The organism is Streptomyces sp. NPDC094143, assembly GCF_040303825.1.
Lineage (GTDB): Bacteria > Actinomycetota > Actinomycetes > Streptomycetales > Streptomycetaceae > Streptomyces.
This window is the reverse complement of record NZ_JBEOTZ010000001.1, coordinates 320,890-337,064: the sequence shown is the minus strand read 5'-3', so window position 1 is coordinate 337,064 and position 16,175 is coordinate 320,890. Positions and strand designations below refer to the sequence as shown.

The 16,175-nt window shown below is 73.1% G+C and carries 17 protein-coding genes; 13 read left to right on the top strand and 4 right to left on the bottom strand.

What is annotated here, in order from left to right:
• Positions 1-79 precede the first annotated feature (79 nt).
• Positions 80-487, bottom strand: a complete 408-nt coding sequence (locus tag ABTZ58_RS01490; protein WP_351349123.1) for an SRPBCC family protein — start codon at positions 485-487, stop codon at positions 80-82.
• A gap of 113 nt (positions 488-600) precedes the next feature.
• Between ABTZ58_RS01490 and ABTZ58_RS01485 the strand changes: the two genes are divergently transcribed.
• Positions 601-1,005 carry a VOC family protein gene (locus ABTZ58_RS01485; RefSeq protein ID WP_351349120.1) on the top strand — a complete coding sequence of 135 codons (405 nt, stop codon included), beginning with the start codon at positions 601-603 and terminating at the stop codon, positions 1,003-1,005.
• Here ABTZ58_RS01485 and ABTZ58_RS01480 read toward each other — a convergent pair.
• Both ABTZ58_RS01480 and ABTZ58_RS01475 read right to left on the bottom strand, forming a co-directional pair.
• Complete coding sequence (locus tag ABTZ58_RS01480) at positions 985-1,674, bottom strand: helix-turn-helix domain-containing protein (protein ID WP_351349117.1); 690 nt, start codon at positions 1,672-1,674, stop codon at positions 985-987. The genes ABTZ58_RS01485 and ABTZ58_RS01480 overlap by 21 nt on opposite strands.
• Before the next feature lie 85 nt (positions 1,675-1,759).
• A complete protein-coding gene (locus tag ABTZ58_RS01475; RefSeq protein WP_351349114.1) occupies positions 1,760-2,695 on the bottom strand; it encodes an AraC family transcriptional regulator in 936 nt (311 codons plus the stop codon).
• A gap of 159 nt (positions 2,696-2,854) precedes the next feature.
• Here ABTZ58_RS01475 and ABTZ58_RS01470 point away from each other — a divergent pair, with 159 nt between their 5' ends.
• Positions 2,855-3,670 (top strand): NmrA family NAD(P)-binding protein, encoded by an 816-nt coding sequence (locus ABTZ58_RS01470; protein WP_351349111.1) that lies wholly within the window; start codon positions 2,855-2,857, stop codon positions 3,668-3,670.
• A 14-nt stretch (positions 3,671-3,684) separates the two neighbouring features.
• Here ABTZ58_RS01470 and ABTZ58_RS01465 read toward each other — a convergent pair whose 3' ends face one another.
• A complete protein-coding gene (locus tag ABTZ58_RS01465; RefSeq protein WP_351349108.1) occupies positions 3,685-4,836 on the bottom strand; it encodes a YihY/virulence factor BrkB family protein in 1,152 nt (383 codons plus the stop codon).
• A 110-nt stretch (positions 4,837-4,946) separates the two neighbouring features.
• On the opposite strand from ABTZ58_RS01465, the gene ABTZ58_RS01460 reads away from it, so the two are divergent.
• The 11 genes from ABTZ58_RS01460 to ABTZ58_RS01410 all read left to right on the top strand — a co-directional run bounded on the left by ABTZ58_RS01460 (position 4,947) and on the right by ABTZ58_RS01410 (position 15,962).
• Positions 4,947-6,593 (top strand): acyl-CoA dehydrogenase family protein, encoded by a 1,647-nt coding sequence (locus tag ABTZ58_RS01460; protein ID WP_351349105.1) that lies wholly within the window; start codon positions 4,947-4,949, stop codon positions 6,591-6,593.
• A 245-nt stretch (positions 6,594-6,838) separates the two neighbouring features.
• On the top strand, positions 6,839-8,116 hold the full coding sequence (locus ABTZ58_RS01455) for a GAF domain-containing protein (RefSeq protein WP_351349102.1): 1,278 nt from the start codon (positions 6,839-6,841) through the stop codon (positions 8,114-8,116).
• Between the two features lie 175 nt (positions 8,117-8,291).
• Complete coding sequence (locus ABTZ58_RS01450) at positions 8,292-9,608, top strand: hypothetical protein (RefSeq protein ID WP_351349099.1); 1,317 nt, start codon at positions 8,292-8,294, stop codon at positions 9,606-9,608.
• A 22-nt stretch (positions 9,609-9,630) separates the two neighbouring features.
• Entirely contained in the window at positions 9,631-10,203 is a 573-nt protein-coding gene (locus ABTZ58_RS01445) for a GNAT family N-acetyltransferase (protein ID WP_351349096.1), read from the top strand.
• A gap of 126 nt (positions 10,204-10,329) precedes the next feature.
• Positions 10,330-10,413, top strand: a complete 84-nt coding sequence (locus ABTZ58_RS01440) for a putative leader peptide (protein WP_311241247.1) — start codon at positions 10,330-10,332, stop codon at positions 10,411-10,413.
• Positions 10,414-10,543: 130 nt separating this feature from the next.
• Entirely contained in the window at positions 10,544-12,241 is a 1,698-nt protein-coding gene (locus tag ABTZ58_RS01435; protein WP_351349093.1) for a nitrite/sulfite reductase, read from the top strand.
• Entirely contained in the window at positions 12,238-12,417 is a 180-nt protein-coding gene (locus tag ABTZ58_RS01430; RefSeq protein WP_053667764.1) for a hypothetical protein, read from the top strand. The genes ABTZ58_RS01435 and ABTZ58_RS01430 overlap by 4 nt, the downstream gene beginning before the upstream one ends.
• Positions 12,414-13,124 carry a phosphoadenylyl-sulfate reductase gene (locus ABTZ58_RS01425; RefSeq protein WP_351349089.1) on the top strand — a complete coding sequence of 237 codons (711 nt, stop codon included), beginning with the start codon at positions 12,414-12,416 and terminating at the stop codon, positions 13,122-13,124. Before ABTZ58_RS01430 ends, ABTZ58_RS01425 begins: the two co-directional genes overlap by 4 nt.
• Positions 13,125-13,153: 29 nt before the next feature.
• Positions 13,154-13,690 (top strand): adenylyl-sulfate kinase, encoded by a 537-nt coding sequence (gene cysC / locus ABTZ58_RS01420; RefSeq protein WP_502995984.1) that lies wholly within the window; start codon positions 13,154-13,156, stop codon positions 13,688-13,690.
• Positions 13,687-14,625: a sulfate adenylyltransferase subunit CysD gene (gene cysD, locus ABTZ58_RS01415; RefSeq protein WP_351349085.1), complete on the top strand. Its 939-nt coding sequence runs from the start codon at positions 13,687-13,689 to the stop codon at positions 14,623-14,625. The genes cysC and cysD overlap by 4 nt, the downstream gene beginning before the upstream one ends.
• 2 nt (positions 14,626-14,627) lie before the next feature.
• Positions 14,628-15,962, top strand: coding sequence for a sulfate adenylyltransferase subunit 1 (locus tag ABTZ58_RS01410; protein ID WP_351349082.1), 1,335 nt, complete (start codon positions 14,628-14,630; stop codon positions 15,960-15,962).
• The last annotated feature ends 213 nt before the right edge of the window (positions 15,963-16,175 follow it).

Here is a 16,175-nt window from a genome sequence, read left to right as displayed (position 1 = left end):
ACCTAGGGGAGATCCGGGGGCGGCCGGAACGGTTCTCCGGCAGGTTCTCCGGCATCGAGAAGTTTCGCCGCCCCGGCCCTCACCCCTCTTCCATCACCCGCTTGAGCGCGGCGAGGTCGGCGGACACCGCCTCCGCGTCACGGTGGAACTCCTCGTCGCTCGTCCACGGCTGCCGGCGCAGCGTGAACACCACCTCGCAGCCGGGCCCGTCGGCGATCACCCGCATCGGGTTGTGCACGGTGTGCCCCGAGGGCAGCGTGACGTCGTGATCGAGCACGCCGAAGTCGTTCCTGGGCGCGAAGTCCACCACGATCCGCCCCATGGGCGACTCCCCCACCCACCGGCCGTCCACCAGGTGCAGGGAACTCGCAAGACCGGGGGCCCAGGCGGGGACGTTGGCGGGGTCGCGGACGTAGTCGTAGACCTCCTTCAGCGGGCGGTCGACATGGACGCTCAGGTGCCTCGATGGCCGTGTCGTGGTCGTCATGGCGGCGACGCTACGGGGCCGCCGGGGCGGCGGTCTTGAACGGATCGGACAGGCCCGGTCCGGTGTCCGTTTCCTTCAAGACGGGCCGTCGCGGTCCTGCCTACGGTGGGCCCATGACCGCACGATTCGATGCCATCGGCCTGGTCGTCTCCGACATGGCCGCCTCCGTCGCCTTCTACCGCCGGCTCGGGTTCGCCTTCCCGGAGGACGCCGGGCAGCAGCCGCACACCGAGGCCCGGCTGCCCGGCGGGCTGCGGCTGATGCTCGACACCGAGGAGACGGTCCGCTCCTTCCTGCCCGGGTGGCGGCCGCCGACGGGCGGGGGCCGGACCTCGCTGGCCCTGCGGTGCGACGGGCCGGACGAGGTGGACGCGCTGTACGCGGAGCTGACGGACGCCGGATACCACGGCGAGCTCAAGCCCTGGGACGCCTTCTGGGGGCAGCGGTACGCCGTGGTGCTCGACCCGGACGGCAACGGGGTGGACCTGTTCGCCCCGCTAGCCGGCGCGGCCGAGTAGTTCGCTCAGCGGCACGCCCGCCAGCTCCCGTACATCGCGCGACAGATGGGCCTGGTCGGCGTAGCCGGCCCGGGCGGCCGTCTCCGCGAAGGGCGTGCCGGCCCGGGCCAGCGCGAGGGCGCGGCGCAGCCGCAGGATGCGGGCCAGGGTCTTGGGCCCGTAGCCGAAGGCGGCCAGGGAGCGGCGGTGCAACCGGCGTGCCCCGACGCCGAGTTCGTCGGCGGTGGCGGCGACCGGGCGGCCCGCGTCGAGGGCGGCGACGACCTGCCGCAGCAGCGGGTCCGGGGGCTCCGCGTCGGCCGCCCGGCGCAGCGCCAGTTCCTCCAGGCCGCTCACGGGGTCGGGGGCCGCCCGCACGCGGGCGGTCAGTCGCCGCACCTCCGAGGCCGGCCACAGGTCCGTGAGTTCCACGCGGCGGTCGCGCAGCTCGTGCGCGGGGACGCCGAGCAGGGCCGGGGCCGTGCCCGGGGGGAAGCGGATGCCCGACCAGGGGCCGCCCTCGCCGTCGGTGAGGTACGCCCGGGTGTCCGGTCCGGCGACCAGCAGCCGCCCGTCGTGCCACAGCAGGTCCATGCACCCGTCCGGCAGCACCCGACCCGGCCCGGACCGCTCCGGGCTGTTGGTCCACAGGACCGCCCCGGCGAGCCGCGCCGCACGCTCCGCATACACGGCTGCCAGGCTACGCCGCCGGTGTACGGGACGCCGGTCCGCGCGTCCCTCGCTCCACGACGCGCACCGGGCCGGACGACAGGCCCTAGCCCACTCGCCCCCGGTACTCCGCCGGGCTCACCCCGTAGACCCGTTTGAACGCCGTGGACAGGGCGAACGCGCTGCCGTACCCCACCCGGCGGGCCACCGCTTCGAGCGTGTCGTCGGTCTCGCGCAGCCGGTCGGCGGCGAGGGCGAGGCGCCAGCCGGTGAGGTACGTCATCGGCGGTTCGCCGACCAGGCCGGTGAAGCGGCGGGCGAGCGCGGCCCGGGACACCCCTGCCTTGGCGGCGAGCCCGGCGACCGTCCACGGGTGCGCGGGATCGTCCTGGAGCAGGCGCAGCACCCCGCCGACGACCGGGTCCGCCAGCGCCCGGTACCAGGCCGGCGCCGCCGCCTCCGGTCGGGCGAACCAGGCCCGCAGCGCGGCGATGACCAGCAGGTCCAGCAGGCGGTCCAGGACGACCTCCTGGCCGGGCTCGTCCCGCACGATCTCCTGGCACAGGTACGGCGTGAGCGGGCAGTCCCACACCTCGGGCGTCAGCGTGAGCAGCGGCGGCAGGGCGTCCAGCAGCCGCCCGCCGATCTCGCCCCGCAGCGGATACGTGCCGATCAGCAGGACGGTCCCGCCGTCGAGCCGGTCGCCCCAGGTGCGCACACCGAGGTCCATCGAGCCGTTGAGGGGCCGTCCGTCGGGATGGCGGCACTCCTGGCCGGGCAGGATTAGCGCCTGCGGTGCCGTATCGGGGGCGTCGGCGCAGGTGTACGGGTCGGGGCCGCGGGCGATGGCGAGGTCGCCGGCGCGCAGCCGCGTGCGTGCGCCCCGGTCGGGCAGGACCCACGCCTCGCCGCGCACGACGAGCATCACGGTGAGCGGCGCCCGGTCCTCCACCCGTACCGCCCAGGGCGGGTCGAAGCACGCCCTGATCATGAACGCGCCCCGTGCCCGGGGGCCGTCGAGCAGGCCTGCGAGAGCGTCCATACGGCCAGCGTAGACGCGGCCGTATGGGAACGAGCCGTTCAGCGATGGTTCCGTCCGCCGCACGGCAGTTGACTCGACGGCATGACGAACACGGCACGGAACACAGCGCGGAACGCGGCACGGAACACGGCACGGAACACGGCAGGGAGCACGCGGGAGATGACGCTGGTGGTGACGGGCGCCTCGGGCCGTACGGGCAGCCGGGTGGCGCGGGCCGCCGGCGCCGCCGGGCTGACCGTGCGGGCCGCGTCACGGGCGACGGGGTTCGACTGGTGGGATGCCTCGACCTGGGCGGAGGCCCTGCGCGGCGCCGACGCGGCCTACCTCGTCCTCCCCTCGGACGTCGGGGCGCCGGGCGCCGCGGAGGCGGTCGGGGCGCTCGCGCGGGAGGCGGTCGGACTCGGGGTGCGGCGGCTGGTGCTGCTGTCCGCGCGGGGCGAGGACCAGGCCCTGCCCACCGAGGAGGCGCTGTGCGCCTCGGGCGCGGAGTGGACGGTCGTGCGGGCCGCGTGGTTCGCGCAGAACTTCAGCGAGGGCCCGCTGGCGGCGGAGTTGCGGGAGCGCGGCGAGCTGGTGTTCCCGGCCGGCGAGGTACGCGAGCCGTTCCTCGACGTCCGGGACATCGCGGACGTGGTGGTGACCGCGCTGACGGCCGGGGACCGGTACGTGGGCCGCGTCCTCACCCTGTCCGGCGGGCGGCTGCTGACCTTCGGGGATGCGGTCGCGGAGATCGCCGCGGCGACCGGGCGGCCGCTGGCGTACCGGACGGTCCCGACGCGCGACTACGGGGAGGCCCTGGCCGCTTTCGGGGTGCCGCCGCGGGAGGCCGAGGCCCTGACGGAGATCTTCGGCACCCTCCTCGACGGCCGCAACGCCCACCTCTCGCACGGGGTGCGGGACGTGCTGGGCCGGGCGCCCCGGGACTTCTCGGACTTCGTGCGGGAGGAGGCGGCGGCCGGCACCTGGAAGGCGTGAGACCGGCCGGCCCGTCACTTCTCGGCGGGCGGCTGCCCCTCCCCGGTGCCCTGGCCGCTCTTGGCGTGCGTGGACTTCACCTGGGTGCGCAGCCGGGCCGTGACGTCCTCCGGGGGCAGGAAGCGGGACCAGCGCTCGGGGAACTCGGACGGCATGTCCGGGTCGGACTCGCCCCGGGCGGCGGCGCGCGCCACGTACTCGGCGACCTGCGCCTGCCGCAGCCGCTCGTTGGCCTCGCGGGCCGCGGCCGTCGCGGCGGCCGGCCAGACCCGGTCGATGGCGGCGTTCACCGCGGCCCCGACGAGCACGGCGAACGCGGACACGCCGATCCACAGCAGCACGGCGACGGCGGCGGCGAGCGAGCCGTAGATCGTGGCGCCCTCGACGGTGTTCTGCAGGTAGATCCGCAGCAGGAAGCTGCCCAGCACCCACATGCCGAGGGCGACCAGCGCGCCGGGCACGTCCTCGATCCACGGGGAGCGCACCGGCACGGACACGTGGTAGAGCGTGGTGAGGAAGGCGATCGACAGCAGTATCACCACCGGCCAGTACAGGACCTGCACCACCGTCGTCGACCAGGGCAGGATGTCCACCACCGCGTCCGGGCCCGCCACCATCAGCGGCAGCGCGACCGAGCCGATCAGCAGGGCCACGATGAACAGCAGGAAGGCCAGCAGGCGGGTCTTGACGATGCCCCGGACGCCGTCCAGGCCGTACATCACGGTGATGGTGTCGATGAAGACGTTCACCGCGCGGGAGCCCGACCACAGCGCGATCAGGAAGCCGAGGGAGATGACGTCGACCCGGCCGCCCTTCATCACGTCGTGCAGGATCGGCTCGGCGATCTCGCGCACGCCGCGGTCGGACAGCACCGTCCGCGAGGCCTCCAGAAGGTTGGTGCGCAGGCTCTGGATGGTGTCGGCGCCGGTCCAGGCGTCGACGTAGCCGAGCAGCCCGATCATGCTCAGCAGCAGCGGCGGCACCGACAGCAGCGTGAAGAAGGCGGCCTCGGCCGCCAGACCCAGGATGCGGTACTCGATGCAGGAGTTGACGGTGTCCTTGAGCAACAGCCAGGCGGTCCTGCGCTTGGAGACGTTCCGGTAGAGGGCCCGCGCCCGGTGGAGGCGCCCGGAGGGCGTGTCGGGGGTTTCACTTGCTGGCTGCACCCCCTTACGGTATCCGTCGTGCCCGGCCCCACTCACCCACAGGCCGGGTCTTCGCGGGCCGGGCCGGGTCCGCTGGTGACCGAGGTGCTACCGCGGGGTACGTTCGCACCATGGCAGGCAGCACGCACCTCGTGACGAACCAGGTCCCGCCGCTGGTCGGGTACGACGTCTTCTCCGCGGACCGGGCCCTGGCCGCCGCGGTCGAACGGCAGCTGGAGCCGGATCTGCGCCAGGAGGTGCTCGGCGAGCTGTCGGCCCTCGGGCGGACCTCCGGCTCGGCCCAGGTGCAGGAGTGGGGCGCCCAGGCCAACGACAACCCGCCCCGGCTGCGCACGCACGACCGGTACGGCCACCGGATCGACGAGGTGGAGTTCCACCCGGCCTGGCACCGGCTGCTCGGCAAGGGCGTCTCGGCCGGTCTGACCGCGGCCTGGGGAAGGCCGGCGGGGCATCTGCGCCGGGCCGCCGCCTTCGTGGTGTGGACGCAGGTGGAGGCCGGCAACGGCTGCCCGCTGTCGATGACGCACGCGGCCGTGCCCGCCCTGCGCGCGGATCCGGACCTGGCCGCCGAGTGGGAGCCGCGGCTGACGTCCATGGTCTACGACCGTGAGCTGCGGCCCGCCGACCGTAAGGCCGGGGCCCTGTTCGGGATGGCCATGACGGAGAAGCAGGGCGGCAGCGACGTCCGGGCGAACACCACGGCCGCGCGGCCGCTCGCCGAGGCCGGGGCGTACGAGCTGACCGGACACAAGTGGTTCTGCTCGGCGCCGATGTCCGACGGTTTCCTGGTGCTGGCGCAGGCCCCGGAGGGGCTGACCTGCTTCCTGGTGCCGCGGGTGCTGGGGGACGGCACGCGCAACGTGTTCCGGATCCAGCGGCTCAAGGACAAGCTCGGCAACCGGTCGAACGCCTCGGCGGAGGTCGAGTTCGACGGGACCTGGGCGCGCCGGGTGGGCGAGGAGGGGCGCGGGGTGCGCACCATCATCGAGATGGTCGCGGCGACCCGGCTCGACTGCGTGCTCGGCTCGGCCGGGCTGATGCGGCAGGCGGTGGCGCAGGCCGTGCACCACTGCTCCTACCGCGAGGCGTTCGGCGGGAAGCTCGTCGACAAGCCGCTGATGCGCAACGTCCTCGCCGATCTGGCGATCGAGTCGGAGGCGGCGACGACGCTGGCGCTGCGGCTGGCGGCGGCCTGCGACGACGGCGGCGAGCAGGAGCGGGCCCTGCTGCGGATCGCGGTGCCTGCCGCCAAGTACTGGGTGACCAAGCGGTGCCCGGCGGTCGCGGTGGAGGCCGCGGAATGCCTGGGCGGCAACGGGTACGTCGAGGAGTCCGGGATGCCCCGGCTGGTGCGCGAGTCGCCGCTGAACTCGATCTGGGAGGGCGCGGGCAACATGCAGGCGCTCGACGTGCTGCGGGCGCTGCGGCGGGAGCCGGGGGCGCTCGACGCCTATCTGCGGGAGGTCGGGCAGGCGCGCGGCGCCGATCACCGGCTGGACGGGGCCATCAAGAACCTGCTGACCGAGCTGGCCGACCTGGAGGGCGTGGAGGGCCGGGCGCGGCGTCTTGCGGAGCGGCTCGCGCTGGTGCTCCAGGGGTCGTTGCTGGTCCGGTTCGCGCCACCGCAGGTCGCCGACGCGTTCTGCGCGGCCCGGCTGGGCGGTGACGGGGGCGCGGCCTTCGGGACGCTGCCGCACACGCTCGACCTGGCGGCGGTGGTGGAGCGGGCCCGGCCGGAACACGACCCGGCGTCCTGACGCGCGCGGGAAGCGGGGGTGGTGCTGCGCCGACACGGCACCACCCCCGCCGCACTGGCCCGTTCGAGCCACTGAACGCCGCTCGGACGGCGCCGCTCAAGTCTCGGTCAGGGCCGGGCCGTCCACCAGGGTTGCAGGGGGTTGCAACTTGCTGGTGACTGTGTGCGGACTGTGCGCATACCCCCGGGGCAGACGGCACTATGAGACAGACAGTCAAAAACTCAACTTCGGGGGGGCGCACGCGTATGGACGTCACGCACCTGGCCGCTGTGGACACCACGCGTGCGGCCCGGCTCCTCAGCGAGGTCCGTTCCGCCCGGCTGTCCGGGCGGCGCGTCCCGGTGCCGCCGCGCCCCGTGATCGAGCAGTCCTGGGAGCGCATGCTGCGCGGCGGCGTCGATCCGGAGCGCGACGTGCGGGCCGACCCGCTGCCCCGCGAGGAGGTGCAGCGGCGGCGCGAGAAGTCGGCGCTGCGTCATGTGCTGCCGGTGCTGCGGGAGGGCCTGCTGGCCGCGGCCGACGTCGCCCACCACATCATGGTGGTGGCCGACGAGGACGGCCGGGTGCTGTGGCGCGAGGGCAGCCCGCCGGTGCTGCGCCGGGCGGACGTGCTTGGCTTTGAACTGGGCGCGGACTGGCGGGAGAGCGTCGTCGGAACCAACGGTCTGGGCACTCCGGCGGTGGTGCGCCGGCCCGTCCAGGTCTTCGCCTCCGAGCACTTCGTGCGCTCCCAGGCCGACTGGACCTGCGCCGGGGCTCCGCTGACGGATCCGCGGGACGGCCGGCTGCTGGGAGTGGTGGACGTCAGCGGGCCGCTGGAGACCATGCATCCGGCCACGCTCTCCTGGGTCGACTCGGTGGCCAAGCTCGCCGAGGCCCGGCTGCGGGAGATGCACCTGGAGTCGCTGGAGCGGCTGCGCGCGGTGGCGGCACCGGTACTGGCCCGGCTCGGCGGCCGCGCCCTGGCCGTCGACGCGGACGGCTGGACGGCCGCGGTGAGCGGGATGCCGTACACGCGGCGCGTGGCCCTGCCGAAGTCGCTGTCGGCGGGACCGAGATGGCTGCCGGCGCTGGGGCTGTGCGCGGTGGAGCCGCTGGCCGGGGGCTGGCTGCTGCGGCCGGCGGCCGACGAGCCCCTGCCGCGCGGCGGGACCCGGATCGTGCTGGACCTCAGACACCCCCGCCGCTGGTCGGTGGAGGTGTCCGGCGGTGCGGGCACCTGGACCCGGGAACTCAGTCCGAGGCACGCCGAGTTGCTGTACCTCCTCGCCGTCCACCGCTCGGGCCGCAGCGCCTCGGGGCTGGCCGCGGACGTGTTCGGCGACCCGGAGCGCACGGTGACGGTGCGCGCCGAGATGTCCCGGGTGCGGCGGTATCTGGGGGCGTTCCTGGAGCACCGGCCGTACCGGTTCGCCGAGGACGCGGAGGTCGAGGTGCTGCTGCCGGACGACCCGGGTGATCTGCTGTCGCACTCGACCGCTCCGGCGGTGGCGCGGCTGCGCTCCTCCGCGGTGACGCCCTGAGGTTCACGCTCCGTGGCGTCCGGGCCGCTCCGAGGGGTGCGTCTTTCGCATATTTGCGGGGTCTTCGTCCGCCACCCCCTCCCCCTGCCGTAGCATCGCGGTACGGGCCACCCCACCTGCTCCTCCGTCAACGTACGGATCACAGGGCGCAGTTGGTCCGCCTCGGGAGGACGTTATGAAGCATCGCGGCAGACACCGGCGGCGCAGGCGGGGAAGGGCGCTGCGCGCGACCCTGGCCGGGACGGCCCTCGCGCTCACCGCCGCGGCCACCGTGATCAGCGCCTCGCAGGCCACCGTCGCCGACGACCCCGGGGCCCTGCGGCCGGTCGGGGCCTCGACCGGCCGGCTGCCGCTGGCGGAGCGGCGGGTGCCCGGGCCGTGGCTGGACCGGCTCGCGTCGGAGATGGGCCGGCCGGTCGGTGTCGGCGCGGTGCTGGAGGGCGCCGACCTGCCGCTGCGGAACGCGGCGGACTGCGCGGGTCCCGAGAAGCACGGCCTGCCGGTCGAGCCGGCGGCCACGCGCGCCTACTGTTTCGGCGCCTCCGACACCCGGGGCTGGCGGCCCGGCGCGGTCACCACGTCGGGCGACGCGGACGACGACGGCCGCTGGGCCGGGAACCGCGTGGTCCTGTCCGGCTGGAGCCGCGGCGCCGCGGGCGGCTCCCTGGACGGCCCGGACCCCGGGCAGGGCCTCGCCAAGGTCGCCTTCGTCGACGCGAACGACCCCGCACGGCTGCGCTACACCTGGGCCCTGCTGGCCGTCCCGGTGGACGGCGGACGGGACTACCGGGGCCTGGTCTCCCCGCTGTCCGGCATGGTCTGGTACCAGGACAAGCTGCTGGTGACGACCCGCGAGGGCGACCGGGACGCGCTGTACGTGTACGACCTGGACCGCATCCAGCGCGCCACCGTCGACGCCGACGCGGTCGGCCGGGTGCGGGGCGGCTGGGCGGCGCACGGCTCCCGGTACGTGCTGCCCGCCGTCGGCTCCTACACCCTGCCCGGCGGGGACGCGCCGCGTCCGGCCGCCGTGTCCCTGGACCGCAGCACGGCCCCGGACAGCCTGGTAGCGAGCGAGTGGGTGCCGGCGGACGGCGACCGCCCGACCCGGCTGTGGCGCTACGCTCTCAGCCGCGACCCGGCCCGCTCGGGTCTGCTCAGCACCGACTCGGCGGGACGCGCCCAGCCGGTCGAGGCGTACGAGACGAAGACGGCCGATGTGCGAGGGGTGCTGGCGTACCGCTCGGCCTGGTACCTGGACCGCGCGGCGGGCTCACCGGGCGGGCACGGGACGCTGTGGCGCCAGGACGCGGACGGGGCCCGGGTGACGGAGTGCGGGACGGACGGGACCCGGCACTGCTGGAGCGGCCGGTCGGGTTCGCTGTCGTACTGGGAGGAGAGCGGCGAGGTGTGGTCGCAGTCCGGACGGATGCTGTTCGCGCTGCCGCTGGCCTCCGTCGACCGGGCACTGGGCCGATCGACAGACCGGTAGGCCGGATGGTTTTCTGGCCCGCATGACCACCATCGCCGTGACCACCTGGTCCCTGGAGCAGACCGCGCCGACCGATCTGCTGCCGGCCGTCGCGCCGGAGGGGGACGTGCGGATCGTCCGCTCCGAGGTGCCCTCCCCCGAGTTCAGCCGTTTCCTGTACGCCTCGGTGGGCGGCGACATCCGCTGGACGGACCGGCTGAGCTGGCCGTACGCCCGCTGGCGCGAGCACCTGGAGCGGCCGGGCGTGGAGACGTGGGTGGCGTACGACCGGGGCACGCCCGCGGGGTACGTGGAACTGGAGGCGCAGGACGACGCGGTCGTGGAGATCGTCTACTTCGGGCTGCTGCCGGCGTTCCGCGGCCGGCGCATCGGCGGCCACCTGCTGTCGTACGGCACCGCCCGGGCCTGGGACCTCGCCGACCGCTGGGCGGGACTGGCCCCGACGAAGCGGGTCTGGCTGCACACCTGCAGCAAGGACGGGGAGCACGCGATGGACAACTACCAACGCCGCGGCTTCAAGCTGTTCGACACCCAGGTCGAGGAGGAACCGGAGGTCAGCGCTCCAGGACCGTGGCCTGGAGCCTTCCCCGCCTGACCTGGACGGACACCGCGGCCTCGAGCGATGTGACCAAGGACACCCTTGTCTCGCACTTCGAGACAAGGGTGTCCGCATCTCGGACAAAGCTGGACTGTGTCCAGATCGCCGTGACACGCTTCCGTCATGTCTGGAACTGGAATCGCCTTGGTGAGTCGACGGCACGTCGACCTCGGCCGCATGTCCAGCGCCATCTGTCCGGCGCACTGAGAGCACTCAGCACGCGCCCGGCATCCCCCTTTCTCGTCTCGTTCCCGCGCAATGACGCGCACGTATGCCCATGCGCCCGCACGCGCAGGTCAGAGCCGCATTCCCGCCTGTCCCGAAGGACGTATCCACCATGGCCGCCACCCCGCAGAAGCCTGCCGCCGCGACTCCCCGCCGCAAGGTGAGCCGTCACCGCGGTGAGGGCCAGTGGGCCGCGGGGCACTTCACCCCGCTGAACGGCAACGAGCAGTTCAAGAAGGACGACGACGGTCTCAATGTGCGGACACGCATTGAGACGATCTACTCCAAGCGGGGCTTCGACTCGATCGACCCGAACGACCTGCGCGGCCGGATGCGCTGGTGGGGTCTGTACACCCAGCGCAAGCCCGGCATCGACGGCGGCAAGACCGCGGTGCTGGAGCCGGAGGAGCTGGACGACGAGTACTTCATGCTGCGGGTGCGCATCGACGGCGGGGCGCTGACCACCCGCCAGCTGCGGGTCATCGGCGAGGTCTCGCAGGAGTTCGCGCGCGGGACGGCCGACATCACCGACCGGCAGAACGTCCAGTACCACTGGATCCGCATCGAGGACGTGCCCGAGATCTGGAACCGGCTGGAGGGCGTGGGCCTGTCCACGGTCACCGCCTGCGGCGACACCCCGCGCGTGATGATCGGCTCCCCGGTGGCGGGCATCGCCGAGGACGAGATCATCGACGCCACCCCGGCCCTGGAGGAGATGAAGCGCCGGGTGCTGAACAACCCGGCGTACTCGAACCTCCCCCGCAAGTTCAAGACGGCCATCTCGGGCTCGCCGCTGCTGGACGTGGTGCACGAGATCAACGACGTCGCGTTCGTCGGCGTGACCCACCCCGAGCACGGCCCCGGCTTCGACGTGTGGGTCGGCGGCGGCCTGTCCACCAACCCCAAGCTGGGCGTACGGCTGGGCGCCTGGGTGTCGATCGACGACGTGCCGGACGTCTACGAGGGCGTCATCTCGATCTTCCGCGACTACGGCTACCGCCGGCTGCGCAACCGGGCCCGGCTGAAGTTCCTCGTCGCCGACTGGGGCGCGGAGAAGTTCCGGCAGGTGCTGGAGGACGAGTACCTGAAGCGCAAGCTGACCGACGGGCCCGCCCCGGAGCAGCCGTCCAGCCAGTGGCGTGACCACATCGGTGCGCACCGGCAGAGGGACGGCCGCTTCTACGTCGGCTTCGCCCCGCGCGTGGGACGCGTCGACGGCGCGACGCTCACGAAGATCGCCGACCTCGCCGAGGCCCACGGATCGGGCCGGGTGCGCACCACCGTCGAGCAGAAGATGATCGTCCTCGACGTCGAGCAGGACCGGGTCGACTCGCTCGTCGAGGGCCTGGAGGCGCTCGACCTCACGGCCCGGCCCTCCTCGTTCCGGCGGGGCACCATGGCCTGCACCGGCATCGAGTTCTGCAAGCTCGCCATCGTCGAGACCAAGCAGCGCGGCGCGCAGCTCATCGACGAACTGGAGCGACGCCTGCCGGACTTCGACGAACCGCTCACCATCAACCTCAACGGCTGCCCGAACGCCTGCGCCCGTATCCAGGTCGCGGACATCGGTCTCAAGGGCCAGCTGGTCCTGAACGACCGGGGCGAGCAGGTCGAGGGCTACCAGGTGCACCTGGGCGGCGCGCTCGGCCTGGAGGCCGGGTTCGGCCGCAAGGTGCGCGGCCTGAAGGTCACCTCCGACGAACTGCCGGACTACATCGAGCGCGTCCTGAAGCGGTTCCAGGCGGAGCGCGAGGACGGCGAGCGGTTCGCCGCGTGGGCCGCCCGGGCCGGCGAGGAGTCCCTGTCGTGAGCGAGCGGATGGCCCCGTTCTACTGCCCGTACTGCGGGGACGAGGACCTGCGGCCGAGCGAGGAGGGGCACGGCGCGTGGGAATGCGCGGCGTGCAGCCGGGCCTTCCAGCTGAAGTTCCTCGGGCTGCTGGCCCAGGGGCTGAAGCGTTCCGACTCCGGAGGGGCACAGATATGACGACCGCTCAGCAAGAGCGCACCTCGGAAGAGTTGAAGGCGCTCGCCGAACAGGCGGGCCGCGACCTGGAGGACGCCTCCGCGCTGGAGATCCTTCAGTGGGCGGCCGAGACGTTCGGCAAGCGCTTCTGCGTGACCTCGTCCATGGAGGACGCGGTGGTCGCCCACCTCGCCTCCCGCGCCATGCCCGGCGTCGACGTCGTCTTCCTCGACACCGGCTACCACTTCGAGGAGACCATCGGCACCCGTGACGCGGTCGACGCCGTGATGGACGTCAACGTCATCACGCTCACCCCGCGTCGGACGGTCGCCGAGCAGGACGCCGAGTACGGCCCCAAGCTGTACGAGCGTGATCCCGACCTGTGCTGCAAGCTGCGCAAGGTCCAGCCGCTGGAAGAGGGCCTCAAGGGCTATCAGGCCTGGGCGACCGGCCTGCGCCGCGACGAGTCCCCGACCCGGGCGAACACCCCGGTGGTCGGCTGGGACGAGAAGCGGCGGAAGGTCAAGATCTCCCCCATCGCCCGCTGGACCCAGGACGACGTGGACGCCTACGTCACCGAACACGGCGTGCTGACCAACCCGCTGCTGATGGACGGCTACGCCTCCGTCGGCTGCGCCCCCTGCACCCGCCGGGTCCTGGCGGGCGAGGACGCCCGGGCCGGCCGCTGGGCGGGCCGGGCCAAGACCGAGTGCGGGCTGCACGGATGACGACGACTCAGACGATTCAGGAGACCGACGTGACGACCGGAGCCACCGTCTGGCTCACGGGTCTGCCGAGTGCGGGCAAGACCACCATCGCCCACGAACTGGCCGGCCGGCTGCGCGAGCAGGGCCGGCGGGTCGAGGTGCTCGACGGCGACGAGATCCGCGAGTTCCTCTCGGCGGGCCTCGGCTTCACCCGCGAGGACCGGCACACCAACGTGCAGCGCATCGGCTTCGTCGCCGAACTGCTCGCCCGCAACGGCGTGCTGGCCCTCGTCCCGGTGATCGCGCCCTACCAGGACAGCCGCGAGGCGGTCCGCAAGCGTCACCAGGCGAACGGGACGGCCTACGTCGAGGTGCACGTGGCGACCCCGGTCGAGGTCTGCAGCGAGCGGGACGTGAAGGGCCTGTACGCCAAGCAGGCCGCGGGTGAGCTCACGGGGCTCACCGGGGTCGACGACCCGTACGAGGAGCCCGCGTCGCCCGATCTGCGCATCGAGTCGCAGCACCAGACCGTGCAGGAGTCCGCGGCGTCGGTGTACGCCCTGCTGACCGAAAGGGGACTGGCATGACGACGACCGTCGCCACCGTGTCCGAGGAGACCGGCAGCCCGTACGCGCTGTCGCACCTCGACGCCCTCGAGTCCGAGGCGGTGCACATCTTCCGCGAGGTGGCGGGCGAGTTCGAGCGGCCGGTGATCCTCTTCTCCGGCGGCAAGGACTCCATCGTCATGCTGCACCTGGCGCTGAAGGCGTTCCGCCCGGCGGCGGTGCCGTTCTCGCTGCTGCACGTGGACACCGGGCACAACTTCCCCGAGGTCCTGGACTACCGCGACCGCACGGTCGCCGAGCACGGGCTGCGGCTGCACGTGGCCTCCGTGCAGGACTACATCGACCGCGGGGTGCTCAAGGAGCGCCCGGACGGCACCCGCAACCCGCTGCAGACGCTGCCGCTGACCGAGAAGATCCAGGCGGAGAGGTTCGACGCCGTCTTCGGCGGCGGGCGCCGCGACGAGGAGAAGGCCCGGGCCAAGGAGCGGGTGTTCTCGCTGCGTGACGAGTTCTCCCAGTGGGACCCGCGCCGCCAGCGCCCCGAGCTGTGGAACCTCTACAACGGCCGCCACGCGCCCGGCGAGCACGTGCGCGTCTTCCCGCTGTCCAACTGGACCGAGCTGGACGTGTGGCAGTACATCGCCCGCGAGGGCATCGAGCTGCCGGAGATCTACTACGCGCACGAGCGCGAGGTGTTCCGGCGCGGCGGCATGTGGCTGACCGCCGGCGAGTGGGGCGGGCCGAAGGACGGCGAGAGGGTCGAGAAGCGGCTGGTGCGCTACCGGACCGTCGGTGACATGTCCTGCACCGGCGCGGTGGACTCCGACGCCGACACGATCGAGAAGGTGATCGTGGAGATCGCCGCCTCCCGCCTGACCGAGCGCGGCGCCACGCGCGCCGACGACAAGATGTCCGAGGCCGCGATGGAAGACCGCAAGCGCGAGGGGTACTTCTAGAGATGAGCACGTTCACGACCGAGGAGCTCTCGGCCACCACCCTGCTGCGGTTCGCCACCGCCGGTTCCGTCGACGACGGCAAGTCCACCCTGGTGGGCCGCCTGCTGCACGACTCCAAGTCGGTCCTCACCGACCAGTTGGAGGCCGTGGAGCGCGCCTCGGCGAGCCGGGGCCAGGACGCGCCGGACCTGGCGCTGCTGACGGACGGCCTGCGGGCCGAGCGGGAGCAGGGCATCACCATCGACGTGGCCTACCGCTACTTCGCCACGCCCCGGCGGCGGTTCATCCTGGCCGACACCCCCGGGCACGTGCAGTACACGCGGAACATGGTCACCGGCGCCTCCACGGCCGAGCTGACGGTGGTCCTGGTCGACGCCCGCAACGGCGTCGTCGAGCAGACCCGCCGGCACGCCGCCATCGCCGCCCTGCTGCGCGTCCCGCACGTGGTCCTCGCGGTCAACAAGATGGACCTCGTCGGCTACGAGGAGAAGGTGTTCGCGGCCATCGCCGAGGAGTTCACGTCGTACGCGACCGAGCTGGGCGTCCCCGACGTCACCGCGATCCCGATCTCGGCCCTGGTCGGCGACAACGTGGTGGACCCGTCCTCCCACATGGACTGGTACGGCGGCCCGACCGTGCTGGAGCACCTGGAGACGGTGCCGGTCAGCCACGACCTGAGCCACTGCCACGCCCGGCTGCCCGTGCAGTACGTGATCCGGCCGCAGAGCGCGGACCACCCCGACTACCGGGGGTACGCCGGCCAGATCGCGGCCGGTTCGTTCCGCGTGGGCGAGCAGGTCACCGTGCTGCCGTCGGGCCGCTCCACGAAGATCTCCGGCATCGACCTGCTCGGCGAGCCGGTCGACGTCGCCTGGACCACCCAGTCGGTGACCCTCCTGCTGGAGGACGACATCGACATCTCGCGCGGCGACCTGATCGTGCCCAGCAAGGACGCGCCGCCCACCACCCAGGACATCGAGGCGACCGTCTGCCACGTCGCGGACGCCCCGCTGACCGTCGGGCACCGGGTGCTGCTCAAGCACGGCACGCGCACGGTCAAGGCGATCGTCAAGGACATTCCGTCCCGGCTCACGCTCGACGACCTGTCCCTGCACCCGCACCCGGGGCAGCTCGCCGCCAACGACATCGGCCGGGTGAAGATCCGCACCGCCGAGCCGCTCCCCGTCGACTCCTACGCCGACTCGCGCCGCACCGGCTCGTTCATCCTGATCGACCCGAACGACGGCACGACCCTGACCGCGGGCATGGTCGGCGAGTCCTTCGCCGCCCCCGAGCCGGTCAAGGACGAGTCCGACGACGACGGGTGGGACTTCTGACATGAGCTCCCCCGACTTCTACTCCACGTTCGCGAAGGAGGGCGGTCGCGTCGGCAGCGGTGCGCTCGGCAGCGGGCAGGGCGGAGTGGCGCGATGTGTGCGCTGACGTACGCGCACCGCATGCGCGCCCGCACCCCCCACCGCCGTAGACGAAAACCTGCCGACCTCCCGGCCACGACCTGAGAGACCGTGACCGCCGGGCCTGGCGAGAGG